Source organism: Marinitoga piezophila KA3 (assembly GCF_000255135.1).
GTDB lineage: Bacteria > Thermotogota > Thermotogae > Petrotogales > Petrotogaceae > Marinitoga > Marinitoga piezophila.
Genome location: NC_016751.1, coordinates 288,499 through 314,150 on the forward strand (window position 1 = coordinate 288,499; position 25,652 = coordinate 314,150).

Below are 25,652 nucleotides of genomic sequence, written 5' to 3' on the forward strand. Positions count from 1 at the left end.
AATGAAAGAGACCATATATATATTTAGTAGTGGCGAATTAAAAAGAAAAGATAATTCAATAGTTTTTATAACTTCTGACAACAAAAAAAGATACATACCTATTGAAAATTTAAAAGAAATATTGATTTTTGGAGAAGTAAATATTACTAAAAAAACGCTTGAATTTTTAAGTCAAAAGGAAATAATAGTTTCATTTTATAATTATTATGGATATTATATGGGAAGTTATTATCCTCGAGAGCATTATAATTCGGGATATATGATTTTAAAACAAGCTGAACATTATATAAATGAAATAAAAAGAAGCAAACTTGCAAAAAGTTTTGTAATAGGAGCAACAAAAAACTCCTTAAAAATTTTAAAATATTATAATCGTAGAGAAAAAAATCTTGAGGAATATATAAAGAAGATAGAATCTCTTTTAATGAAATTAGAAAAGAAATCGAAAATTAAAGAAATTATGACAATTGAAGCAGAAATAAAAAAAGAGTATTATAAAACATTTAAAATAATTATAGAAAATGAAGCTTTTGAATTTTCCAAAAGAAGCAAAAGACCTCCTGAAGATAGAATAAACGCATTGATAAGTTTTTCTAATTCTATAATATATAATATGATTTTAAAAGAAATATATACAACTCATCTTGACCCAAGGATAGGTTATTTACATACTACAAATTTTAGAAGATTCACATTAAATCTTGATATAGCAGAAATATTTAAACCAGTAATAGGAGACAGAACAATATTTAATGTCATAAATAAAAAAATAATAAACGAAAAACATTTTGAAACTGGAATAAGTGGAGTCTTTTTGAACAACAAAGGAAAACAAAAATTTCTTGAAAAATTAGAAGAAAGATTAAAACAAACAATAAAACATTATAAATTAAATAAAAGAGTAAGCTATAGATATCTAATAAAAATAGAATTATATAAACTTGAAAAACACTTAATTGGAGAAGAAGAATACAAACCTTTTGTAATGGAGTGGTAAATATGTTTGTAATATTATATTATGATGCAAATGAAAAAAGAGTATCAAAATTTTTGAAAGTATGTCGAAAATATTTAACTTGGGTGCAAAATTCAGTTTTTGAGGGTGAAATTACAAAAGCAAATCTGGAAAAACTAAAATATGAATTAAAAACAAAGGTTAAAGATAACGATTCTATAATAATATATGAATTTAGAAGTATGAATTATAGTAAAAGAGAAGTAATAGGAATTGATAAAAAAGAAAATAATAAATTTATATAAGATTCTGTCGATATGGAATAATCAGTAAAATACAGGAATTAGACCGAAATTTTAATTTCGTTTTTGTAAAAAAAAATGACAAATAGAAAATTAAATAAAAAAATATGATATAATTCATCTATAATAATTATATTAATTAAGAAACTATAAAAAAATTACTCTTTCTACAGTACCTATAAGGAATTGAAATCTTAATAATTCAACAATTACGTCGTCTTTCTTCTATGCTTTCTACAGTACCTATAAGGAATTGAAATCGATGCTATAATTGAAGTTGTTTGTTCGTTTTCTCCGCTTTCTACAGTACCTATAAGGAATTGAAATCAGTCTCATGATAGCGTTACTTATGGTGGAATTAACTTTCTACAGTACCTATAAGGAATTGAAATGATGGATAGGAAAAGATAAAATATATAACTTCTTACCTTTCTACAGTACCTATAAGGAATTGAAATTCTGTTAATCTAAATTGATATGCTTTTTTAAATTCTTCTTTCTACAGTACCTATAAGGAATTGAAATAATTTTTTAAGAACTTTTTTATTGGTATCTAATGCATGCTTTCTACAGTACCTATAAGGAATTGAAATAATATTTCAACAGCTTCAAACATGAGCTTTTTAAATAACTTTCTACAGTACCTATAAGGAATTGAAATCGGTTATACAGTTGTTAGTGAGGGAGTGGAATTGATGCTTTCTACAGTACCTATAAGGAATTGAAATATACCAATTAAGGAGGTTGTTTAATCATGTTATTTGACTTTCTACAGTACCTATAAGGAATTGAAATCCTCACTTCAAAATAATTTTATGATTTTCAATTTTTCCCACTTTCTACAGTACCTATAAGGAATTGAAATAAAATCCAGCTGTTTTGGATGAAATAGAGGAAACACTTTCTACAGTACCTATAAGGAATTGAAATCAAGATGATGATTTAATGAATCAAGTTCCAACAATACTTTCTACAGTACCTATAAGGAATTGAAATAGAAATTGAAAATTTAAACTTAGAAGCAAATTTAACTTTCTACAGTACCTATGCACTTACCCCAAATTAGTGGACAGCCTGAGTTTAACCTAAAAAAATAGCATTTTAAGCGGTAGTATAATAAAAAGTGTGTAAATAAAAAAATAGAAAAATAAAAAGAATGAATATGTGAAAAAAAGAAGCCCAGTAGTGTGGTGAAAGAGAAAGGGGATTTTGAAAAAAAGGTTACATGGGGGGATAGTAATGCCGAGAAAAAGAAAAGAGGAAAATGAACAGATTCTTGGCAATGTGGATAGGAATTTCATAAAACAATATATAAAAGAAAATGGAATTAAGGATTGGAATGATGTTGAGGATATAAGCAAAAAGCTTGTAAAAATAATGCTTGAAGAAATGTTGAAAGCAGAAATGGATTATGAACTTGGATATGAAAAGTATTCCAGAAAACCTGAGGATAACGATAATTATCGAAATGGTTATTCTAAAAAAACTGTAATAACTAAAAATGGTGAGATGGAATTAACAGTTCCAAGGGATAGGAATGGAGAATTTGAACCACAAATTGTTAAAAAGAGACAAAGACATATTTCTGTTATTGAGGATTTGGTATTATCGCTATATTCAAAAGGATTAAGTGTCAGGGATATTAGAGACCATATTAAAGAAATATATGATGTGGAAGTTTCTCCAGAGAAAATCAGTATGATTACTAATTCTGTAATGCCTTTAATAAATGATTGGAGAAATAGACCTTTGGAAGAGATATATGCTATTGTATATCTGGACGCTTCATTTTATTCAGTAAAAGAAGATGGTGTTGTTAAAAGAAAGGCTATATATAACGTCATAGGTATTAATCTTGATGGATATAAGGATATCCTTGGTATATACATAGAAAAAACTGAATCCTCAAGATTCTGGATGAATGTCTTGAATGATTTAAAAGCCAGAGGTGTTAAAAGATATTTTAATCGCTTCTGTTGATGGGTTAAATGGTTTTGTTGATGCAATCCATACCGCTTTCCCTAATGCTGAAGTTCAAATGTGTATTGTCCATCAATTGAGAAATACATTTAAATATGTCCCTCATAAGCATAGAAAAGCTGTTGTTAAGGATTTAAAACCTATATATCAAGCTCCAAGTCTTGAAGCTGCTGAAGCTGCACTTGAAGATTTCGAAAAAAAATGGGGCGAAACTCACCCCTTGGCAGTACAAATATGGAAAATAATTGGGATAAATTATCAGCCTATTTTAAATATTCAGAACCAATAAGAAGGCTGATATACACAACCAATCCAATAGAAAATGTTCATAGACAATTTAGAAAAATAACCAAAAACAAAAGCGTATTTCCAACAGATGACTCATTGATAAAAGCAATATATTTTGCAGCAATGAGAATAACGGAAAAATGGACTACAAGAATTAGGGATTGGGGACAAATATTAAATGAGTTAAGAATATATTTTGGAGATGATAGAGTGCCTATTTACAGAACAAACGATTAAAAAGAAAATTCAAAATTCTGTATATATTAAACTTTGAAAAGTGAATATTTCTTAAAAGATTGCACTAAATTGTGCAAAAGGAGTGAAAACTCAAAAATTAGCTTCTTAAAAAACAAAAAGATTATTAAAAAAATTATTCAAACAATTTTTAATATCTCATTAAAAATTATAACTCTAATATTTTGATTTCACAAAGTATTGAATTTTCTTGAATTATTAAGAATAAACATCATATTTATTCCTAAACACAAATAATCTCTTATAACCAACTATAATTAATTTACACAGTATTTTGGATAGTCCCTTTTAAGCTATGTTACTTTTTTCTAACAATTTTAGAGCTTCATCTTCTTTTTCCTGTGGAGTCAGATAATTTATTGAACTGTGTATTCTTTTTCTGTTGTAGAATGATTCTATATACTCAAAGATTTTTATTTTTGCTTCTTCAAAGCTTTTATAGTTATTTACGTATATTTCTTCTTTTTTTATAATCGAATGAAATGATTCTATTTTTGCATTGTCATATGGTGTTCCTTTTTTGCTGTATGAATGTTGTATTCCTTTCTGTTTTAGTAAATCATTGAATTCTTTGCTTGTATATTGTGTTCCTAAATCACTATGAAATATTATTCCCTTTGTTTCTTTTACATTTATACAGGCATTTTTCAGCGCTGTTATTACTAATTCTTTATTCATTTTTTTGGAATATGAATATCCTATTATTTTATTTGTATGCATATCCATTACACTTGCTAAATATGTCCAGCCTGTTCCGCGTATGTATATATAGGTTATATCTCCACACCATTTCTGATTTATTGATGTCGTTTCAAAATCCTGGTTTATTATATTTGGTAATTGTTTTATTTTTTCTTTTGTTTTATGATTTTTGAATTTCTTCGCTACTATTGATCTAATTTTTAGATTTCTCATCCGTTTTTGTACTGTTTTTATATTTACCTTTATATTTTTCTTTTCAAGCACTTTATGCATCTTTGGAGCTCCATAGCGTTTGTGGCTATCTATATATATTTCCAATATACTTTTATCAAGTTTTTCATTAAATTTTGCTCTATTGCTTATTTTGTGATTTTTCGCTTTGTAATATGTGCTCCTTGGAAATTTTAGTACTTTACATATTGTTTTTACTGGGTAATATTTTTTGTATTTTTCTATGAACCTTACTATTTGTCTTGTTGTTTTCGTGCGAATATGGCTGTAGCTTTTTTTAATATTTCATTCTCCATTCTTAATTGCTGCAGTTCCCTTTGCATTTTCTCATATTCTTTTTTGCTGATACCACCTTCTATTACCGGTTTGGATTCTTTTATCCACTTATATATCGTTACATTGCTTATGCCATATTCGCGACTTAAATCATATACCTTTTTTCCCATTTCATGCAATTTCACTATTTGTTCTTTAAATTCGGCACTATATCTTTTACCGTTCTTACTCATGTGGTCACCTTCTTTCTGGTTTTATTATACTATTCCTTTGTTAACTTTTCGGTGCCCACTTTTGTTGGTCAAATCCACTATAAGGAATTGAAATAAATCTTTGTTAAGCTGTTCGGCAATATCTAAATTTCTTTCTACAGTACCTATAAGGAATTGAAATAAGACTAACCAATAATAAGCTGGTAAATGTAAAGCTCTTTCTACAGTACCTATAAGGAATTGAAATCTGTCTGTAATTTTACCAAAACTTTCTGATGTATTATCCTTTCTACAGTACCTATAAGGAATTGAAATTAAATTCTTGTTATATTAAATAATCCCTGTTTATATCTTTCTACAGTACCTATAAGGAATTGAAATACAACAATAAATCCTTTTAAGCCTGAAGGCACTCTTTTAACTTTCTACAGTACCTATAAGGAATTGAAATTAAAAATAAAAATTAAATTCTTTTGCATTTAACATACTTTCTACAGTACCTATAAGGAATTGAAATTTAAAAAAATTATCTCGTGAAAACGGAATGTATACACTTTCTACAGTACCTATAAGGAATTGAAACTTCACTGTCTGTCTCGTTACTCCAACTTTTTCCGCGGTTTTTATCGTAACTATAAGGAATTGAAAACTAAAAATATTTTGCAACCAGGAAGTTAAATCAACAACTGTTTTTATCGTAACTATAAGGAATTGAAAAAATAATTTTAAACATAAAATTAGGATGGTGATAAAAATCAAAAAAATAAAATTATATGATTATGAAGAATATAAGGAAAATGCTTTTAGAAAAAATCCAAGGTTAAAAGAAGCTTATGATAGTCTTGAAGAGAAGTATAAAGCAATAAGTCAAGAGATAATTAATAATATGAATTTGGTTAAAAAGGATAAAGATATTTAAATGCGCAACAACTTGTTTCGCAATTTTCAATTTTGTTAATTACCAAATTAGGGCAACAAGCTGTTGCCCTGTTTATTAAAATCTTCCTCTTCCACCATGACCTCTACCTCTTGGTGCTGGTTTTGCATATGCTCCAGGTTGTGCTGGATATTGTGTCTGTGATGCATATCCTGTTCCTCTTGCTGAACCTCTAAAACCGTTTAATAATACTTCTTCTCCGTCTATTTTTGTTTCTGCTGGTCTAAAGATTTTTTCTCCATTTATTTCCACCGACCATCCTGTTACTTCCATTGTTTGTCCTATTTCTAAACTTCCAGCAAAATATGCATTTGCATGTAATTCTATTTCTTCTCCTGCTTCTGTTTTAACTTTTATTTCCAATAATCCTGGATAATCCTCATTTTCTTCTATTGATTCAATTACTCCAGTTACTGTTAGCATATTTTCTTCAGTAAATAAATATCCACCTGGTACTCCTTGATAATTTTGATACATTGGTACTGTTCCTGACGTTTCTTGATATACCCTTGGTGCATTTGCATTAAATGCAAAAATTGAACCTGTCATCAATCCACCTACTAATAATGCTGTTAATAATTTCTTCATAATAACACCTCCATAGTAATTTTGTTTTTTTATTTTTTGTTTTCCTTCCTGTCTTTCGATACTTATATATTAACCTTTAAAACTTAAAGAAAACTTAGTTTTCACTTAGAAATTCCTTAAAATTTTTACTCATTAAGAAAAAATTGGTTTTTTGGTTATAACTTATAATAATTCCGTTTAATTAAAAGTCATTATTAATAATAGCATTTTTTAATATAAAAAAAATATGTTATATTGTAAATAATGAAAAATTTCACGGAAGGAGGGTATCACATGAATAAATTAGCATTTGTAAGATTTGAATTATTACAATTTGATAGTGGGAGAAGTGTGTCTACTTCATGTGATAACCTCGCTCAAATAAAGGTCAATTGTTGTTGAATATAGACATAAAATTTGGGCTATGGTTATCACACCATAGCCCATTTTTTATATTTATCTACATAAAGGGCTATGGTGTATTTATACCATAGCCCTTTTTTATAAATTTTTCACAAAATTTAAGGAGGGGATTTTTATGAAAAAGTATAAGAATGATTTTTTGCTGAAAAACAAAAAAACATCATATTATGAAGGTTTTGACGTTATGGACAAGTTAAAAGATATTCTAATTGAACTAAAACGCTCACAGATTTAGGAGGTTATATCATGAAAAGTATTTTAAAATATGTTTCTCAACAGAAAAGATTTATTATTATTGCATCTTTATGCCTAATTGGCGGAGTATCAGCAGAGCTGATACTCCCATACCTGAATAAAATTGTTATAGATGACATTATCGTTGGTGGGAAAAGAAACTTATTATTTCCTGTTTTATCCGGTATATTTTTTATAACTATCTTCAGAGCATTAATGGGGTATTCTCAGGAATTTTTATTTGATTTTACTGGTTCTCAGATAAGCAAAAATATCAAAAACGACCTTTTTAAACATATTCAAAAGTTACCTTTTACCTATTTTGATAAAACTAACACTGGAGAATTAATGTCCAGAATAGGAGAAGATGTAGATAATATCTGGAATGCTCTTGGTTTTGGAATAAGTATTGCTGTTGAGTTTGCATTATATTTTATTCTTGGAAGTCTTGTTTTATTTTATTTAAACTGGAAACTCGCTTTAATTAGTTTAATTTCAGCTCCTGCTATTGCATATCTTGCAACTAAATTAGAAAATGAAATAGGAAAAGCATTTGATAAGATAAGCGATCAGGCTGCTGTGATAAATACCACAGCTCAGGAAAATATTTCTGGCGTTCGTCTTGTTAAAGCCTTTGCAAGAGAAAAATATGAAATCATGAAATTTTTAAAATTAAATAACGAAAACTATGAATTAAATCTTGAAAAATCTCGAATATGGGGCAAATATTTTCCCACAATTGAATTTCTTGGCAATGGCGCTTTAATACTAGTTGTAACTGTAGGTGGAGCTTTAGTAATAAAAGGAAATATATCTATTGGTACTCTTGTTGCTTTCAACGGTTATATGTGGATGATTGTATGGCCAATGCGACTAATAGGATGGCTTTCCAATATTTTTTCTCAGGCAAATGCTTCAGCTAAAAAAATAGAAAAAATTTTAAAGGAAGATACGGAAGATTTTAAAGGAATAAAGATTGAAAAATTAAATGGTGAGATTGAATTTAAAAATGTAAGTTTTAAATATGATAATGAATACGTATTAAAAAATATAAATTTTAAGATTAAACCTGGAAAAACACTTGCAATAATGGGTCCAACTGGATGTGGAAAAAGTACATTAATAAGTTTATTATCCAGATTTTATGAAATCGATGAAGGTGAAATTTTAATTGACGGAATAAATATAAAAGATTTTTCTTTAAACACACTTAGAAAAAATATAAGCTATGTTTTCCAGGATACTTTTCTATTTTCAGATACAGTAAAAGAAAACATAAAATATGGAAAAGACAATATTGATGATAAAGAAATAATAAGCGCCTGTAAAGAAGCACAGGCTTATGATTTTATTATGAAATTACCAGAAAAATTTGACACAATTATTGGAGAAAGAGGGCTGGGATTATCGGGAGGCCAGAAACAAAGATTAACAATTGCAAGAGCGCTTATAAAAAAAGCTCCTATAATAATTTTTGATGATGCAACTTCAGCTCTTGATATGGATACAGAATATGAATTATTAAAAAGTATATATTCAAAAGAACTACAAAACACAAAAATTATTATTGCTCATCGAATCTCTGCTGTAAAAAATGCCGATGAAATAATTTATCTTGATAATGGCGAAATCATCGAAAGAGGAACACATGATGAATTATTAAATATGAAAGGAAGATATTATGAAATTTATGCTGAGCAATTTAAGGACTTTGAGGATTTAATTGAAGATGAGGTGGTATAAATGAATTTAAAATTTGAAAAAACAAAAACTATTTTAAGAATATTTTCATACTTAAAACCGTTCTTTAAACAAACAATTATGGTTATTTTTCTTATGATTATAGTAATGGGTATTAATTTAATAAACCCCTATTTCTTTAAAATAGCTATAGATAAATACATTGCAAATAATAATCTCAACGGTTTAATAATAGTTGGAGTAGCTGTAATGTTTTTAAACCTGCTCTCACTTTTTATTTCAAGAATGCGCATTATATTAATGGGTAAAATTACAAATAAAATCGTTGTGAATATTAGACATGAATTATACGAACACATACAAAAACTTTCATTTTCCTTTTTTGATACTAAACCTGTAGGAAAAATTTTAGCACGTGTTGTGAATGATGTAAATTCACTTCAACAACTATTTTCTAATAGTATAACAAGTTTAGTACCTGAATTTTTAACTCTTGTTTTTGTAGCAATAATAATGTTTTCGATGAACTTTAAACTAGCCCTTGCATCAATGATAATATTGCCATTTCTGCTTTTTGGTTTATTTCTAATTGAAAACATTAGTAGAAAACGATGGATGAATTATAGAAAAAACCGTTCTGAATTAAATGCTTTTACACATGAAGATATATCAGGAATTAGAATTATTAAATCGTTTACTGCTGAAAATAAAACAAATAAAAAATTCAGATTTTTAACTCAAAAAATGATGAATTCATTTGTTAATGCTGTAAAAATAAATGATTGGTTCTGGGCAATGGTTTTGGTTTCCTGGGGAATTGGAAGTGTTGTTGTATTTTATTTAAGTACCAAAATGATAGATTTAAATGAAATAACCGTTGGAACTGTTGTAGCTTTTATTGGTTATATAGGTATGTTCTGGAGACCTATTATGAATTTAAGTAATTTTTATAACTCGCTTGTTACCAATATTTCAGCAGCAGAAAGAATATTTGAGATACTGGATACTAAACCACTTATTGTTAATTCAAAAAATGCCAGAATTATGCCTGAAATAAAGGGAAAAGTTGAATTTAAAAATGTATATTTTTCATACGATAAAGAAATTATATTAAAAGACATGTCTTTTAAAGTAAATGCAGGAGAAACTATAGCTCTAGTCGGACCAACCGGTGCAGGAAAAACAACTGTAATTAATTTAATTAGCAGATTTTACGATCCCCAAAAAGGTAAAATATTAATTGATGGAATAGATATTAAAAACGTGGATCTTGAATCTTTACGCTCTCAAATGGGAATTATGCTGCAGGATACATTTCTATTTTCAGATACTATAAAAGAAAATATTAGATATGGAAAATTGGATGCCACAGATGAAGAAATTATCAATGTTGCTAAAGCTGTTCATGCTCACGAATTTATTATGAAATTAGAAAAAGGTTATGATACAAAAGTTAACGAAAGAGGTGTAAGATTATCAATTGGAGAAAGACAATTAATCTCTTTTGCAAGAGCCTTACTCGCAAATCCAAAAATCTTAATTTTAGACGAAGCGACATCAAATATTGATACACACACAGAAAAATTAGTACAAGATGGGATTAAAAAATTATTAAAAGGTAGAACATCATTTGTTATTGCTCATAGACTATCCACAATTAGAAATGCCGATAGAATATTTTATATTGATAATGGAAAAATCATTGAATCCGGGAATCATGATGAACTAATGTCTAAAAAAGGATTTTATTACAATTTATATCTTTCACAATTTAAGTTTCTTGAAATAGGTGCATAAACAAAAGTGTAACCTTAAAAATTAGAATATATTGTGATAATAAATGAGTTTATACTATAATTTAAGCCAGCCAGGATCAATCCTGGCTGGCTTTTTTATTAAGAATACGCTGTTAAATCAAGAAGCCCATGACCGGACAATGTAAATACAATAACCTTCTCTTCTTTATTTTCTTTTGCTTCAATTGCTTCCTTAATTGCACCAGCAATTGCATGGGAAGATTCAGGAGCTGGAACAATACCTTCTAATTTCGCAAACAATTTTGCAGCTTCAAAAGTTTCATCCTGTGAAAAAGCTACAGCATCTAAAAGCCCTTCATGTTTTAACCTTGCAATAATTGGTGCAGAACCGTGATAACGTAATCCACCTGCATGAATCTTAGGAGGAATAAATTCTTTTCCCAGTGTATACATTTTCATTAAAGGAGTTAAACCTGCAGTATCGCCATTATCGTATCTATACTCACCTTCAGTTAAAGAAGGACAGGACTTCGGCTCACATGCAAGAAATTTAATATTATCATTAGAAAGTTTTTCTGGAACAAACGGCAAAATTGTTCCACCAAGATTGGAACCTCCACCGTGACATCCTATAACAACATCAGCACTTTCATTAATCTTTTCAAGCTGTTTCTTAATTTCAAGTCCTATTATACTCTGATGCAATAAAACATGATTTAAAACACTGCCGAGAGCATATTTTGCATTCTTTTTGGTAAATACAACTTCCAATGCTTCACTAATTGCTATTCCTAAACTACCTGGATTATCTTCATCCATTGAAATCATCTTTTTACCAAATTCAGTATCTAAACTTGGACTTGGAGTAACCTTACCATTAAAAAGATTAATAAGATGTTTCCTCATTGGCTTTTGTTCAAAACTTGTCTTAACCATATATACCTCTATGTTCAATCCAAATTTTAGACCTGCATAAGATAAAGCGCTTCCCCATTGTCCAGCACCTGTTTCAGTGACAAGAGTATCAACACCAGAAATTTTATTATAATATGCCTGAGGAATAGAAGTATTAGTCTTATGACTGCCGGTTGGAGAAACACCTTCATATTTATAATAAATCCTTGCAGGTGTTTCAAGGTATTCTTCAAGATTAGTTGCTCTAATAAGTGGTGTTGGCCTGAAAATTGCATATTCCTCTAAAACTGCATCAGGAATCTTTATATATCTCTCCTTTGTAACTTCCTGCTCTACAATTGGTTTTGGAAAAATTGCCTCTAATTCTTCTGGTTTCATTATTTCCTTAGTTTGTGGATTTAAAGGTGGATCAAGTTCAAATGGCAAATCAGCTAATGCATTATACCAGTATTTTGGCATCTCCTCAACAGACAAATAAACTCTTTCTCTTTTACCCATAAAACCAACCCCTTTCTTTCAAATTTGTAATTTAAAATAAAAAAACCGGATATCCAATTTGGATATCCGGTGACTGCCTACATTAATTAATAATCACTCGCTTTAATGCCTCATTTTTCCGAAGCATGACAAAGCAGTAGACACCCACCGGGCGTCCACCACCAATTTACGCTATTAAAATTTGTATTTACAACTATATTTCTATTATAATAATTTCCCATACACAAAACCTCTTTATAATAATTTTCATATATTATACTACAAAAATTTCAAAAAGTAAAGTCTTCCACCAAAAATAATGTATAATATATTATATTAAATATAAAAACTCATGAAAGGAGAAAAATGGAAAATGAAAATAAATACAGAAATAATAGATACATATTTAATGGAAAAAAATTTAAAAAAAATCTCAAACAATAAAATCTTTTCTCTTATTGAAAATGGAAAAATTTTATTTGAAGCACCTCCAGAGGAATCTTATCAAAAAATTAAAAACACTTATAATTTATTCAAAAATATCATTTTTTCATTTAAACCTTGTAATTATAATATATGGAAAAATATATTTGAAATATCTGATAATACAGATAATAGCTTCATTATTTTCCCAATCATTGGCGCTCCATCTCCCTACGAAGCAATGATAAGATATGATGAAAACGGAAATACTTTGATGATTTTCGATATATATTTACTTGGAAAAAATATTGACAATCTTCCAAAGTTAAAAGAAAATATATCCTTATTAATCACTCATGAATTAGCTCATTACTACATTCATCAAAGATTTCAATATCCACAAAAAATCGAAAATCAATTAAAATATTTATTTTTTGACGAGGGATTTGCACATTTTTTATCCTATTCAAATAACATAGAACAAATTAATTGGAACGAAAAAAAATATATTAAAAAAAGAGAATATTCATATGAAATGTTAAAAGAAAAATTGAAAAATAAATTAGATAAAAATCTTTTAATAAAGGGAATTACAGCAAATAATTATTGGGATAAATATATTGCAATATCAGGAATGTTCGCCATTATAGATTTCTGGCATTCAAACAATAAAAAACTTGATTCATTAAAATTATTATATAAAAAAGGACCAGAATATCTGTGGAATTTCTGGGAAATCAATTATTTAACAAAAACTTGATAAAAAAACAGCGACGTTTTAATAAACGTCGCTGTTTTTTATGGCAGCCCCACCCCGTATTAAACGGAATAGTAAAACCACAGTATTATTCAATCTGTTTAAAATTAATTTCAATAAACTTATCTTTATAAACGATAATCCTTTCAATTAGCTGATTATAAATTTCTATTAATTTATCTTCATCATAATTTTCTAACGCTTGAATTTTTTCTCTCCATTTTTTCTTTAATCTTTCAGGTGTTTCCGTATCAAAATGCATATCTGCCATTTTAATTTGGTTTATGATATCATTTTTTTCTTTAGTTAGCAACTCATTTTCTTTTTTTATTTCATCATTAATTATTCCTGCTTTTATTGCATTTGTAATATTTATCAGTTGTTCTTCAATCTCTTCTAATCTTTTTCTTAAAGCTAAAACTTTTTCATTTTCAATATTCATTTTTAATTTTTTTACATAATTAAGTGTTTCAGCAAATTCTTCCCAAAATTCATCATCGTCAAAATCAAATTCCAATAACCTATGCTTAACGTGTAAAAATACTTCACGTTCAATTTTGCTTTTGGCTATACCTATATATCCTCTTGTTTTTCCAGAATGCCAGGCGGAAGAAACATAAGATGGAGTTTTTCCTCCTGCTCCTACCATTCTGTCTCCGTTTTCAGTATATATTAACCCTTTTAAAAGATACTTATGTCTTGTTAATGCATTAGTTAGTTTCCCATTTTTTCTATTTACTTCTTCAAAAACTTCTCTGCTGATAATAGGTTCAACAAAATTTTCTATAATTACTGCATCTTTCAATTCTGATGATCTTTTCCTACTTCTCTTATTACCTTTTCCATAAATATATATCCCAGCGTATAATGGATTGTTGATCATATCTAAAATCGTTGATCCTCTCCATAGATTTCCACGCGCATTTTTTATACCTCGTTCATTTAAACGCTTGGCGATTTCAGAATAACCAATATTTTTTAATCTTAATTCAAAAATTTCCCTTACAATCTTAGCCTGTTCTTCGTTTATTTTTAGCTTTCTTCTTTTCTTCCCTTCATCGTCAATAATTTGATAACTATCAAAACCAAAAGGTGGATTCCCACCCATCCAGTATTTTTTTGAGGCAATATCTTTCATTCTCATTTTTGTCCTTTGCGAAATCATTTCTCCTTCAAGTGTATAAGAAGCAAGAATTATAGTTCTTGTAAAACGACCTTGAGGCGTTGAAACATCGAAAGGTTCTAAAGCAGCAATAACAAGAACATTGTAATTCTTTTCTAAATCCTGAATTATAACCTGTCCATCAATACCAGCTCTGGAAAAACGATCGTACTTTTCAACAAGAATTACATCATATTTCCCTTTATATGCATTTTCTAAAAGAATGTCTAACTGTTCTCTTTTCATTTTCTTTCCAGAGTCTTTATCCGAAAAATAATCTACAATTTTAAATCCATATTGTTTTGCAAAATTTTCTATTGTTTTAAACTGCCCTTCAATTGATATTTTTGATTGATCTTTTGTCGAAACTCTTGCATAAGCTGCAGCCTTTTTCATAGTTATTCACTTCCCTCCTTGCTAACCTTTTGTAGTAAAAGCAAAAACTTATAAAATGCGTAAAGTTCGTCTTGATTGAGTTTTCTTTCATCCCAAAACATAAATCCAAACTCTTTAAGTAAGTCTAAATCTTCTTCACTAACTAATACACGAACTATAATCATTTGCATCACCTCAAACACATTTTAATATTTTCTTACTGAAGTGATGCAAAATAATTTAATTAATATGATTAAACTTTTAAGATTAATATCAACATATATTATACTACATTTTTGTTATTTTGCAAAATAAAAAAATGCCGGAATTTTAGTCCGGCATTATATTCTATGATAATTACTTTTAAAATGATTTAAAATATGAAGTGGAACTTTTTTATAAGCATATTTATCAGGCTTAAAAATAAAATCTCTAACTCTATCTATTTTTATTAATTTGCCTATTGATTTTACTGAATTTTGTGCATTCTTAAATTTTATCCTTTTGAATACTATAGGGCCATACTCAGAAAAAAGCGTTCCTACGGCTTGATCTAAAAAACTGTGAGTAACAACATTTATGTTATTAAAATCTATGTATATAATATCTTTTGTATTTTCAAGATATTTTTTTAAAATTATTCTTAACTTTTCTCCTTCATATCTTGTCCCTAAAATATCAGTGTTATACATTTCAAAAAGTTTTATGAGCATATAATCGCCCCCTTGTTTACCATTCTTCGTCGAAATCTTCATCTAGTATTATATCACTATTTACATTTTTATTCAAGTATTCTGATGTTTCATTTAAAAGCATTTCATGTAAAATGTCATAATCAAAAATATTTTCATTATTAATAGACAATGCAAAAAGCGTCCCATCTATTATATTATATTTAAATTCTTTTTTTATAGTTTCTTTTCCTCTTTTTATAAAATACAACCCTTTTTTTGAAATTACTAACAAATTCCACTTATTCATTTGAACATATCTTTTTATATAATATAATCCAGCACCCCGATGATCACTCCCAAAATATATTCCACTATTTTTTTTGCTAGAAACACCAAAATCCAAAGATTTTTCTATTAGTAAGTGATCCATACTTATATTTTGGAAAAAAGGCTTTAAAGTTGCAGGTATTCCGACTCCAAGATCACCAACACTAAAAATTATTTTTTCAGTAGAACTGGAATGATATTTTTGAGACATTAATAAAGCTCCGATCGAACTTTCGGCATGAGAGAATATATTATCCAGCAATTCTCTGATTTGATATCCTAAAAATCTTGCTAAATCTTCATCTTTTATTACTTTTTGAAAATGCTTTTCAACATCTGGTATTTCTTCTATTGAATATATTTCTTTCATTTCAAGGAAGCGATTATTCGAATCATGCTTAACATGTGGATATTCTAAATAATCAATTCCTAACTTATCAAAAAAATTCATTCTATTTAAGTAATCAAACACATCTGAATTTAGTTCTAAAATATTAACATTAATTTTAATTCCTTTGTTTTCTAAATTTTTTATCAAAAGAACCAAAAAATTTGCTCCAAAAGGATCTACAAAACTAACTTTTGAAAAATCGAATAAAATTTCATTTCCATTATTAAAAGATTGCTGAGTTAAATTAATTAAGGTTAAAACATTATCTAAAGTAACTTTGTTTGGTAGTTCAATAACTTCCATGGTATCCCTCCTAAATCTTATTTTTATTTTAGCCTCCAAGAGGTTATCCCCTCAATTCCTCTCGTACTCCTCGAGTTTAACAGGAACAAAATGTCCAAATCTATCTTTTGTATATGTTCCTTTCTTTAAGCCTTCTTCAATAGCTAATGTTTCTCTATATTCTGCTGCTTCAGCCTGGATTGTCCATTTTGCTTCAATTCCTTCTTTTTCAAGAAATTCCTTGATTTCAGCTATAGTTACTTTGAAAAATTCCTTTCTTAAATTTACTTTGTTCATCCTTTTTTCTTCAAAGAATTTATGTAATCTGTTTTCCAACTCCGGAGCATTTTCACTATAAATTAAAGCATGAACATCAAATGGAAATGGAACACTTGCATCTCCTAATTCTCTAACTCTATCAAGCGGTTCTAATCTTCTTGTCATACCAATTTTATAAACATTTTCACCAAAAGAACCTATATTTGAAATTATATAAACATGACCAGCTTTTGTTTGCTGTGCCATAGATATAGCTCTTTGATTTCGTGCTTCGGCTTCTTCGAGTTTTTGTTTCAATTTTTCTAATTGAGCTTCGTATTTTGCTTTTTGCTGTTCAGTAGCTACTGCAAGTTCGGCTCTAACCTTTTCCATAGCTTTTTGCAACATTTCTTCTTCTTTTTGAGCTTCTTTTAATGCTTTTTCGATTTCTCTTCTTGCTTTTTCTTCTTCTCTCATTTGTTCTCTGATTCTTCTTTGTTCTTCCATATCTTTAAGTTTTAATTCTTTTAAAAATGTTGCGTATTTCAATTCATCTAATTTCAATTGCAAATATTCATTTGTAACTCGCGCATTTTGAAATGGCTTCCCTAACTTATTAACAAGATGGAATGCATCTATAATTTTTTGCCTTAAAATACCATAATTATCATGTTTTACTTTTGCCATAATAGTAGCAACTTTTCCATTAAATGCGTCTATAACAAAATCTTTAGCGTTATCTGCTCTATAATGATCTGCATAATCACATTTTGCGGCTGTTCTATCTTTAATCATTTTTCTCATGGTTTTTCTAATTTCTTTAATCTTTTGAGATGCTTCGCTATATCCATATTCTTCAATTAACTCGTCTAAAACAGTATAAGTTGGTATAATATATTCATTCCCATAACCATTTATGGTGTTTCTCAAAGCTTTTTCAATTTTTCTTAATTCTTCAATTTTCTTTTCAAGTTGTTCCTTTTCCTTTGCATTTTCATAAGCATCACCAAGAATTTCTTTAGCTTTCTTTTCTGCTTCAGCTATAATATATTGCGCTTTTTGTTGTGCTTTGGCAAGAACAATATCAACATTTGAATTAGGCTCTTCCTTATATTTTTTATCCTCTTCTTTAGAGTTTATCTTCCCTTCATAAGATATATCTTCATTTTTATCTTGATTATTTTTTTTACCCATTAATTCTTTTAAATGAAATTCTAAATCTTCTATCTCTTTTTCTATATTATGAATTTTTTCGTAAATATTTTTAGCTTCATTTTTTAACTTTTCAGCTTTAGCCATTTTCTTTTTATAAGTCCATTCTTTACCTGTCAAATTCCTTTCTATTTCAGCAGCTTTATTAATTAAAGAATCAGCTTCTTTTTTTAATGCTTTTATAAGTTTATTCTTTTTATTGATATCTTTTTTAATAATCTCCATACGCATTGCTTTTGAAAAGAGAATTATAAATTCTAATAAAAAAAGAAAACCTAATATATAAAATAGTAGGTTATTAACATTCATCCCATTAAAAGTAATATCTTTAGCTATTCCGCTAATTAATATACCTAAAATACTTCCAGAAATAAGAGTCAAAAAGGTCATGAGTTTAATCATAATATCCCTCCAATTCGCCGTTAAAATTTTAGTATTATTTACAATTTAACTAATCCGAAAGCTAAATCAAAGATAAAAACTAAAATAAAGCAAATACATAATACAACAATTATTTTCTTATCATAATTTTCTATCTTTCCTCACTAAAATAATTTTATTTTCTTTACTGGTTCTTTTCTTCTTGGAGCTTTTCTAGAATATTTTCTTTGTAAAGGAATATATAATTTTTGCCCATTTAATAACTGCTCTATAGTAATTATTCTAACTTTTGGTATTGAATCTTCAGAATATTTTGGCTTATATTTTCCAGCACTTATAGCTTCTTTTAACATTGGTCGAGTTGGTTTTTGTAGAGTTATAAAAATCCCAAAAGGGGCTTTTTCTCTTTCAATTGTTCCAACAAAATCTCTAATATCTTTGACGGAGACTTTACCACTTTTTACTTGAACCAATGCTTTTTTAACTTCTTCTATTTCATCAAAATATATTATTCCATCGATTCCATCATCAGCTCCTTTTTTTTCCAATGGTTTAGCTCCAACCAACCCACAAGCCCAAATTTGGAATTCCATTCTATCATTTAAAGCTAATTCTTTAGCTGCTTCAACTGTTAAAGGTTCTCCGTGAACTTCAAATGTATCTTTTATATCAATACCATATCTATCAGACAACCTATGCTTTATTAAAGTAATAGCTAAATGAGTAATATCTATTCCAATCCATTTTCTATTTAAGTTTTGCGCAGCATCAATTGTAGTTCCACAACCACAAAATGGATCAAAAACAATATTTCCCTCAGTAGATGATACAGAAAGAATTTTTTTTAATAACTCAAGAGGTTTTTGTGTAGGATAGCCTAATCTTTCCTTAGCTGATTGATTTAATTGTTCTATATACCAATAGTCAGGTTCAGTTAATCCTTTTCTTTCATCTAGGTAAACTCGAACAGTTAATTCAGGATGTTCTTTTTCCCAAATAGGATCAACATCTTTTGCACTTTTTATAGGGGAACCTACAATTCCTCTTCCACAAAGTCGGTATTTTCTTCCAGTTTCGTCAATTAATTTATATTTTTTTATTGTTTCTTCAGATAAAGGTTCTAAAACCTTTGTATAATCAAAATAATATTTATTAGTTTTAGTATAAAATAAGATAATATCATGTTTTCTGTTAAATCTTTTCTTTGAATTTGGTCTTGATTTATAACACCATACAATTTCATTTTTAAAATTCTTTACTCCAAATATTTGATCCATAATTACTTTAATATAATGACTCATTGTTGGATCACAATGCAAATAAATTGAAGCAGTTGGTTTCATTATTCTATATATTTCTAATAATCTAATAGTAAGCATAACTAAGTATGCAGTAGCATCATTTCTTCCTAACGCTTTGACAAAACCATTAATTAAATCTATTAGTTTTGGTGTTGAATTTGGATGTTCTCGAATAGCTATTAGCGTTTCTTCAGAATCAGGCCCCCAATGCCACGTATCATCAAAAGCTTTTATTTGAGCAGGCGAATCATTTTTATCCATTTCCTTAAAAATAACATTATAACTTCTTTTCGAATTAAAAGGTGGATCTAAATATACCAAATCAACAAATTCATCTGGTATATATTTTTTCATAACTTCTAAATTATCCCCAAAAAAAAGTTTATTTTTCCAATTCTCTAGCTTCCAATTGATGCTCATATTATCCCCCCATTTTTATTTGAATTAATATATCACCTGATATATTAATTAAAAAAGCGAGACCCTCGAGGTCTCGCTTTATTCCCATCTTTCATATTTCCCTACTACTTTACCAACAATAATTATGTCGTCCCAATTTCTTTTTGGGATTACTATTGGCGGATGATTTTCATTTAAACTAATTAATGTTATAGCATTTTCAGATTGATAATATTTTTTTACTACGCCTTCATTTCCATTAATAATAATCACTCCGATTTCGCCATTTTCAAGAATAGGTTGTTTTAAAACTACGGCAATATCACCGTCTTTAAGACGAGGTTCCATGGAGTCTCCTTTGATTATTAAACCAAAATCTCCTCGCATTCCTTCAGGGATAACGATAAAATCGAGTAATTCTTCATATGCAACTTCACCATGCTGACTATTTGCTGCAACATATCCATATACAGGAATTTGCTTTAAACTGAGTTTGTTGTCTTCGATATTTTTAATTTTATTATCTATTCCCAAAAGAAAGTCTACTGAGACATCTAATAATTTTGCTAATTCTGAAGCAATTTTAATATCAGGAATTGATTTTCCTCTTTCCCACATAGCAACAGTGGACTGACCTACATGAAGTAAATCAGCCAAATCTTTTTGTCTTAAATTTTTATTTAATCTTGCACGTTTCAACCTTTCAGCAAATTTTTCCACAATTTCACCTCAAAAATAATTATACACTAAAATCAATAATATTGATATTTATATTTTGAATATCAATTTTTAATATAAATTTCATATTTTTGTAATTGACATATCAATTCAATTGATATATAATATCAATGTAAATGATTTTTAGAAGAAAAAAATTGATTCAAATGATATAGGAGGTGAGTAAATGAAAAAATTAAAGATTTATCGTTTAAAAAAAGGTTTAACTCAAAAAGAACTAGCAAAGCTTTTAAATGTACAACAAAACACTGTAGCCATGTGGGAAACAGGAAAAAGCAAACCCCCACTCGACAAAGCAATAAAAATAGCAAGGATATTAGGAACAACAGTGGAAGAACTCTTCGATTTTAAAGATACACCATTAGCAGGGAGGTGATGCAATGAAAACAAAAATTAGTAAAAGATATTTAGAAACTTTAGTGGGGATATACCTGATACTAGAAGAGGGAGGTGAAAAAAATGGGAGAAATACGAGAGGTAGCAGTTTCGAAAATAAAGATAGTGAAATTAATTCAAGAAAACAGCAACTCAATAGCCAATTCTATGATCATTCAAAACTTATTGGAAAAATATAATTATCTGGAAGAAATTGAAGATGAATTAAAAGTAAAATTACAAAAGTTAATAAGAACATCGCCGGAACCATATAAAACGTATTTTAAAGATATTTTGAAAACAATAAATAGAATTGACAATCCACAAGATGAAATTATTATACAGATTTTTTTTAGAAGTATCCAGATTGGTGTGGAAAATAGAAAATCAAATGGCTTATTGAAATTTTTCGATATTCATGGCCCATATCAAAAATGGAAGATTAGAGAAGGGATTAAACGATACAAAGAAGAACAAGCAAGACTTATAAGCTTACCTTTAAAAGAAAACGCCCACACCGCGGGAACAGTGTGAGCGCGGAAGATAGGGAAAAATTCCATATTTCTGCCAATATTATTATATCATATTTTTTTTAAATTTGAAGAGGAGGGAGAAGCGATGAAATTAATTTTAAAAAAATTAAAAATGAAAAATTTCAAAGGAATACGAGATTTAGAAATAACTTTCGATAAAAAAGAGACTTCGATTTTTGGTGCAAACGCAACTGGAAAGACTTCTATTTTCGACGCTTTTGTTTGGCTCCTGTTTGATAAAGACTCTACTAACCGAACTCAATTTGAAATCAAAACACTTGATAAAAATGGAAATGTCATTCATGGATTAGAACACAGTGTCGAAGCAATCATAGAGATTGATGGAAAAGAAACGTCTTTTAAAAAAATTTATAAAGAAAAATGGACTAAACGAAGGGGAGAATCAACAAAACAACTAACAGGTCATGTAACTGATTTTTTTATAGATGATATTCCAGTGAAAAAATCAGAATATCAGCAAAGAATCAATGAAATAATAGATGAAAAAATATTTAAGTTAGTTACGAATCCTCTTTACTTCAATGAACAGCTTCATTGGACTGAAAGAAGAAAATTATTACTTGAAATTGTTGGAGATGTTTCGAATGATGAAATAATAAAATCTAAAAGAAGCTTATCTAAAATAGAAGAATTCTTAAAGGATAAAGAAATTGATGAATTCAAAAAGATGATCTCATATAAAAAGAAGAAACTTAATGATGAAATAAAAACTATACCAATAAGGATCGATGAAATAAACCAGTCTTTAGCAGATTATAATTTAGATTTTAAAGAAATAGAAAAAAATATTGAAATACTCAATAAACAACTTGAAGAAATAGAAAATAAAATACTTGACGAATCAAAGATATATGAAGAAAATTCTAAAATAAAAAGCAAAATTTATGAAAAACAAAATGAATTACAAAAAATACAATATGAAAAACAGCTTAATCAAGAAGCACCCAAAAGAGAATTAGAAGAGCAGTTAAGAAGAATCAAATATGAAATCAAAAACATTCAAAGCAATGTTCAAGATTTTGAGAATGAAATAGAGAGGCTTCAGGAAAAGGAAAAAGATTATAAAGAGCAAATTCAATATAACAAAGAAAAAATACAAGAATTGCAAATAGAAAATGAAAAACTCAGGAAAAAATGGCAGGAAGAAAAATCTAAAGAATTTGTTATTGATGAAAAACAATTTGTTTGTCCAACGTGTGGACAGATGCTTCCTGAAAATCAAAAAGAAGAAAAAATAAAAGAAATGGAATTAAATTTTGAAACAAATAAAAATAAAATACTTGAAAATATAAGATATTCTGGGATGAGAAATAAAAACGAAATTGAAAAATTAGAACAAAAAAATCAAGACTTTGAAGAGAAAATCAAAAATATCAATAAGAAAATAAATGAATTGAAAATTGAATTAGATAACAACAAAGATGATCTTGAAACATATATAGCTAAAAAAATAGAAATTGAAGAAAGAATAGAGAATTTTAAGCCCATAATTATAGAAACACCAGAAGAGAAAATATTAAAAGCTAAAATTGAGAAACTAAAAAATGAAGTAAAAGAACCAGATGAAAATACTATCGAGATATTGAAAGTTGAAAAAAGAAAAATTTTAAAAGAAATAGATGAACTAAAGAATAAATTAAGTTTTAAAGAGCAACAAGAAAAAGCTAAAAAAAGAATAGAAGAATTACAAAATAAAGAAAGAGAATTAGCAAATCAAATTGCAGAATTAGAAGGATATGAATATTTATGTGATGAATTTATAAAAACAAAAGTAGATATGCTTGAAGAAAAGATAAACAGCAAATTTAAACAGGTAAAATTTAAACTTTTTAATGTTCTGGTTAATGGTTCAATAGAGGAAACATGTGAAACGCTTATTGAAGGAGTACCTTTCCAAGATGCAAATAATGCAGCAAAAATTAGTGTAGGTCTTGATATTATAAACGTTTTATCTGACCATTTTAATGTATATGCACCTGTGTTTATTGATAACAGAGAATCGATCGTAGAATTACCAGAAACTAATAGTCAAATAATTAATTTATTTGTAAGTGCCAAAGATAAGAAATTAAGAGTAGAAAATAAAAAGTTAGAAGAGGTGAGATTATGACAGAAAGCGTACAAATGGAAAACGTTCAGAAAGACATTACACCTAAAAAATCTTATTCAGAAATAGTGTTAGAAAGAGTAAAAGAACTGGAAAAAGAAGGCGTTATACAATTTCCGCCAAATTATAGTTATGCAAATGCTTTAAAAAGCGCATGGTTAATGTTAAAAAGCATGACTGATAAAAATGGAAAACCTGTATTACAATCATGCACAAAAGAAAGTATTACAAATTCTTTGTTAGATATGGTTATTCAAGGATTATCACCAGCTAAGAAACAATGTTATTTTATTCCTTATGGTAATAAATTACAACTTCAAAGAAGCTATTTTGGAACTGTAGCAGTTATAAAAAGACTTAAAGGAGTTAAAAATGTTTTTGCAAACATAATTTATGAAGGAGACGAATTTGAATACACAATAGATTTAGAAACAGGAGTTTATAAAATAATAAAACATAAACAAGATTTTAGAAATATTGATCCACATAAAATTCTTGGTGCATATGCGGTTATAGTTACTGAAGATGATCAGCCAAATTATGTTGAAATTATGAATATTAATCAAATTAAAGATTCATGGAATCAGGGAAAAATGAAAGGAAATTCTAACGCACACAAAATTTTCACTGATCAAATGGTAAAGAAAACTGTTATTAATAGAGCTTGCAAAATGTTCGTTAATACTTCTGATGATAGTGATTTATTAATCGAAGCATTCAATAAAACAACAGAAAATGAATACGAAAATTCACAAGAACCTGAACCAGTTTTCGAAGAAATTGAAGCTGAAACAATCCAAGAGATTAAAGAAAATGCAAATAAAAAAGTTTTAGTTATTGAAGAATCACAAGAACATGAAACGTTGCAAGAAGAAATCAAAGAAGAAGTTAAAGATAAAAAACAAGAACAAACTTCAGCCACTAAAAGAGTTCATCAAAAATTATTTGCGGAGGATCCTGGATTCTAATGAAATTGAAAATATTAGGATCATCAAGCAAAGGAAACGGATATCTTCTTATTGGAGAAAATGAAACATTAATAATCGAAGCTGGAATAAATATCAAACAAGTAAAAAAGGAATTGAACTTTAATTTATCAAATGTTGTAGGGTGCCTGATTTCACATTCTCATGGTGATCATTCAAAATATACATCAGATTTTCTGAAAACTGGAATTAGTTGCTATATGACAAAAGAAACAATAGAGGCTTTGAACATAAATCATTATAGACTTCATAAAATTATTCCTGAACAAATGTTTAATATTGGAAATTTTAAAATATTACCTTTTTCAACAAAGCATGATTGTCCTGGAAGTGTTGGATTTTTAATAAAACATAATGAGTTAGGAACACTATTATTTGCAACAGATACATTTTATCTTGAATATAAATTTCCAAATGTGAATCATATAATGATTGAAGCTAATTACGATAAAAATATTCTTGTAGAAAATATTTTAAAAGGATATATACCAGATGTTGTTGCAAAAAGAGTTTTTAAAAGTCATTTTGAATTAAGTAATTTAAAAGAATTTTTTAAAGCTAATGATTTGACCAAAACTAAAGAAATAATTTTAATTCATCTTTCTGATAATAACAGTGATGCGAAAAGATTTAAAAAAGAAATAGAAGAACTGACTTTTAAAACAGTTTATATTGCAGAAGAAGGGCTGGAATTAAGTTTACATCCTTAGGGGCTCCCCCCGCCCCTTTTTTTAAAAA

At 27.9% G+C, this 25,652-nt stretch carries 21 protein-coding genes, 1 pseudogene and 1 CRISPR repeat array; of the genes and pseudogenes, 12 read left to right on the forward strand and 10 right to left on the reverse strand.

Annotation, left to right across the window (positions count from 1 at the left end; all coding sequences use genetic code 11):
• Window position 1 precedes the first annotated feature (1 nt).
• The 3 genes and pseudogenes from cas1b (at window position 2) to MARPI_RS11380 (ending at window position 3,762) form a co-directional block, all read left to right on the forward strand.
• On the forward strand, window positions 2-997 hold the full coding sequence (gene cas1b, locus MARPI_RS01380; RefSeq protein WP_014295802.1) for a type I-B CRISPR-associated endonuclease Cas1b: 996 nt from the start codon (window positions 2-4) through the stop codon (window positions 995-997).
• Window positions 998-999: 2 nt separating this feature from the next.
• Entirely contained in the window at window positions 1,000-1,260 is a 261-nt protein-coding gene (gene cas2, locus MARPI_RS01385) for a CRISPR-associated endonuclease Cas2 (protein WP_014295803.1), read from the forward strand.
• 160 nt (window positions 1,261-1,420) lie between these two features.
• A CRISPR array of direct repeats spans window positions 1,421-2,253; the repeat unit is 30 nt; unit sequence CTTTCTACAGTACCTATAAGGAATTGAAAT.
• 243 nt (window positions 2,254-2,496) lie between these two features.
• Window positions 2,497-3,762: pseudogene (locus tag MARPI_RS11380) on the forward strand (IS256 family transposase).
• 306 nt (window positions 3,763-4,068) lie between these two features.
• Here the strand turns inward: MARPI_RS11380 and MARPI_RS01395 are convergent.
• Window positions 4,069-5,222 (reverse strand): IS3 family transposase gene (locus MARPI_RS01395; protein ID WP_202945936.1). Its coding sequence is split into 2 segments (ribosomal slippage): window positions 4,069-4,985 and window positions 4,985-5,222, totalling 1,155 coding nucleotides; the frame shifts between segments, so codons are not numbered across the junction.
• A gap of 724 nt (window positions 5,223-5,946) precedes the next feature.
• Between MARPI_RS01395 and MARPI_RS11050 the strand changes: the two genes are divergently transcribed.
• Complete coding sequence (locus MARPI_RS11050; RefSeq protein ID WP_171814207.1) at window positions 5,947-6,120, forward strand: hypothetical protein; 174 nt, start codon at window positions 5,947-5,949, stop codon at window positions 6,118-6,120.
• 75 nt (window positions 6,121-6,195) lie between these two features.
• Here the strand turns inward: MARPI_RS11050 and MARPI_RS01405 are convergent, their stop codons facing one another.
• Window positions 6,196-6,726 carry a hypothetical protein gene (locus MARPI_RS01405; protein ID WP_014295807.1) on the reverse strand — a complete coding sequence of 177 codons (531 nt, stop codon included), beginning with the start codon at window positions 6,724-6,726 and terminating at the stop codon, window positions 6,196-6,198.
• A gap of 648 nt (window positions 6,727-7,374) precedes the next feature.
• Between MARPI_RS01405 and MARPI_RS01410 the strand changes: the two genes are divergently transcribed.
• Window positions 7,375-9,105, forward strand: a complete 1,731-nt coding sequence (locus tag MARPI_RS01410; protein ID WP_014295810.1) for an ABC transporter ATP-binding protein — start codon at window positions 7,375-7,377, stop codon at window positions 9,103-9,105.
• Window positions 9,106-10,860 carry an ABC transporter ATP-binding protein gene (locus tag MARPI_RS01415; RefSeq protein WP_014295811.1) on the forward strand — a complete coding sequence of 585 codons (1,755 nt, stop codon included), beginning with the start codon at window positions 9,106-9,108 and terminating at the stop codon, window positions 10,858-10,860.
• A 98-nt stretch (window positions 10,861-10,958) separates the two neighbouring features.
• Here the strand turns inward: MARPI_RS01415 and MARPI_RS01420 are convergent, their stop codons facing one another.
• Window positions 10,959-12,233: a TrpB-like pyridoxal phosphate-dependent enzyme gene (locus MARPI_RS01420; RefSeq protein WP_014295812.1), complete on the reverse strand. Its 1,275-nt coding sequence runs from the start codon at window positions 12,231-12,233 to the stop codon at window positions 10,959-10,961.
• A gap of 352 nt (window positions 12,234-12,585) precedes the next feature.
• Between MARPI_RS01420 and MARPI_RS01425 the strand changes: the two genes are divergently transcribed.
• Window positions 12,586-13,395, forward strand: coding sequence for a hypothetical protein (locus tag MARPI_RS01425; RefSeq protein ID WP_014295813.1), 810 nt, complete (start codon window positions 12,586-12,588; stop codon window positions 13,393-13,395).
• Between the two features lie 85 nt (window positions 13,396-13,480).
• On the opposite strand, the gene MARPI_RS01430 is transcribed toward MARPI_RS01425, so the two are convergent.
• From MARPI_RS01430 to MARPI_RS01455, 7 genes are all read right to left on the reverse strand, one after another.
• The gene (locus MARPI_RS01430; protein ID WP_014295814.1) at window positions 13,481-14,950 is read right to left on the reverse strand and encodes a recombinase family protein; all 1,470 of its coding nucleotides are present in this window, start codon (window positions 14,948-14,950) and stop codon (window positions 13,481-13,483) included.
• A gap of 2 nt (window positions 14,951-14,952) precedes the next feature.
• Entirely contained in the window at window positions 14,953-15,114 is a 162-nt protein-coding gene (locus tag MARPI_RS11055; protein ID WP_014295815.1) for a hypothetical protein, read from the reverse strand.
• A gap of 156 nt (window positions 15,115-15,270) precedes the next feature.
• Window positions 15,271-15,642 (reverse strand): STAS-like domain-containing protein, encoded by a 372-nt coding sequence (locus MARPI_RS01435; RefSeq protein ID WP_014295816.1) that lies wholly within the window; start codon window positions 15,640-15,642, stop codon window positions 15,271-15,273.
• A 16-nt stretch (window positions 15,643-15,658) separates the two neighbouring features.
• Complete coding sequence (locus MARPI_RS01440; RefSeq protein ID WP_014295817.1) at window positions 15,659-16,624, reverse strand: STAS domain-containing protein; 966 nt, start codon at window positions 16,622-16,624, stop codon at window positions 15,659-15,661.
• A gap of 51 nt (window positions 16,625-16,675) precedes the next feature.
• Window positions 16,676-18,475 (reverse strand): SNIPE associated domain-containing protein, encoded by a 1,800-nt coding sequence (locus MARPI_RS01445; RefSeq protein ID WP_014295818.1) that lies wholly within the window; start codon window positions 18,473-18,475, stop codon window positions 16,676-16,678.
• Between the two features lie 143 nt (window positions 18,476-18,618).
• Window positions 18,619-20,175 (reverse strand): DNA methyltransferase, encoded by a 1,557-nt coding sequence (locus MARPI_RS01450; RefSeq protein ID WP_014295819.1) that lies wholly within the window; start codon window positions 20,173-20,175, stop codon window positions 18,619-18,621.
• 78 nt (window positions 20,176-20,253) lie between these two features.
• On the reverse strand, window positions 20,254-20,874 hold the full coding sequence (locus tag MARPI_RS01455; protein ID WP_014295820.1) for a helix-turn-helix domain-containing protein: 621 nt from the start codon (window positions 20,872-20,874) through the stop codon (window positions 20,254-20,256).
• 184 nt (window positions 20,875-21,058) lie between these two features.
• On the opposite strand from MARPI_RS01455, the gene MARPI_RS01460 reads away from it, so the two are divergent.
• From MARPI_RS01460 to MARPI_RS01480, 5 genes are all read left to right on the forward strand, one after another.
• On the forward strand, window positions 21,059-21,268 hold the full coding sequence (locus MARPI_RS01460; protein ID WP_014295821.1) for a helix-turn-helix transcriptional regulator: 210 nt from the start codon (window positions 21,059-21,061) through the stop codon (window positions 21,266-21,268).
• 83 nt (window positions 21,269-21,351) lie between these two features.
• A complete protein-coding gene (locus tag MARPI_RS01465) occupies window positions 21,352-21,801 on the forward strand; it encodes a hypothetical protein (RefSeq protein ID WP_014295822.1) in 450 nt (149 codons plus the stop codon).
• Between the two features lie 84 nt (window positions 21,802-21,885).
• Entirely contained in the window at window positions 21,886-23,931 is a 2,046-nt protein-coding gene (locus MARPI_RS01470; RefSeq protein WP_014295823.1) for an ATP-binding protein, read from the forward strand.
• Window positions 23,928-24,896, forward strand: a complete 969-nt coding sequence (locus MARPI_RS01475) for a recombinase RecT (RefSeq protein ID WP_014295824.1) — start codon at window positions 23,928-23,930, stop codon at window positions 24,894-24,896. The genes MARPI_RS01470 and MARPI_RS01475 overlap by 4 nt, the downstream gene beginning before the upstream one ends.
• Window positions 24,896-25,624 carry an MBL fold metallo-hydrolase gene (locus MARPI_RS01480; protein WP_014295825.1) on the forward strand — a complete coding sequence of 243 codons (729 nt, stop codon included), beginning with the start codon at window positions 24,896-24,898 and terminating at the stop codon, window positions 25,622-25,624. Before MARPI_RS01475 ends, MARPI_RS01480 begins: the two co-directional genes overlap by 1 nt.
• Window positions 25,625-25,652 lie beyond the last annotated feature (28 nt).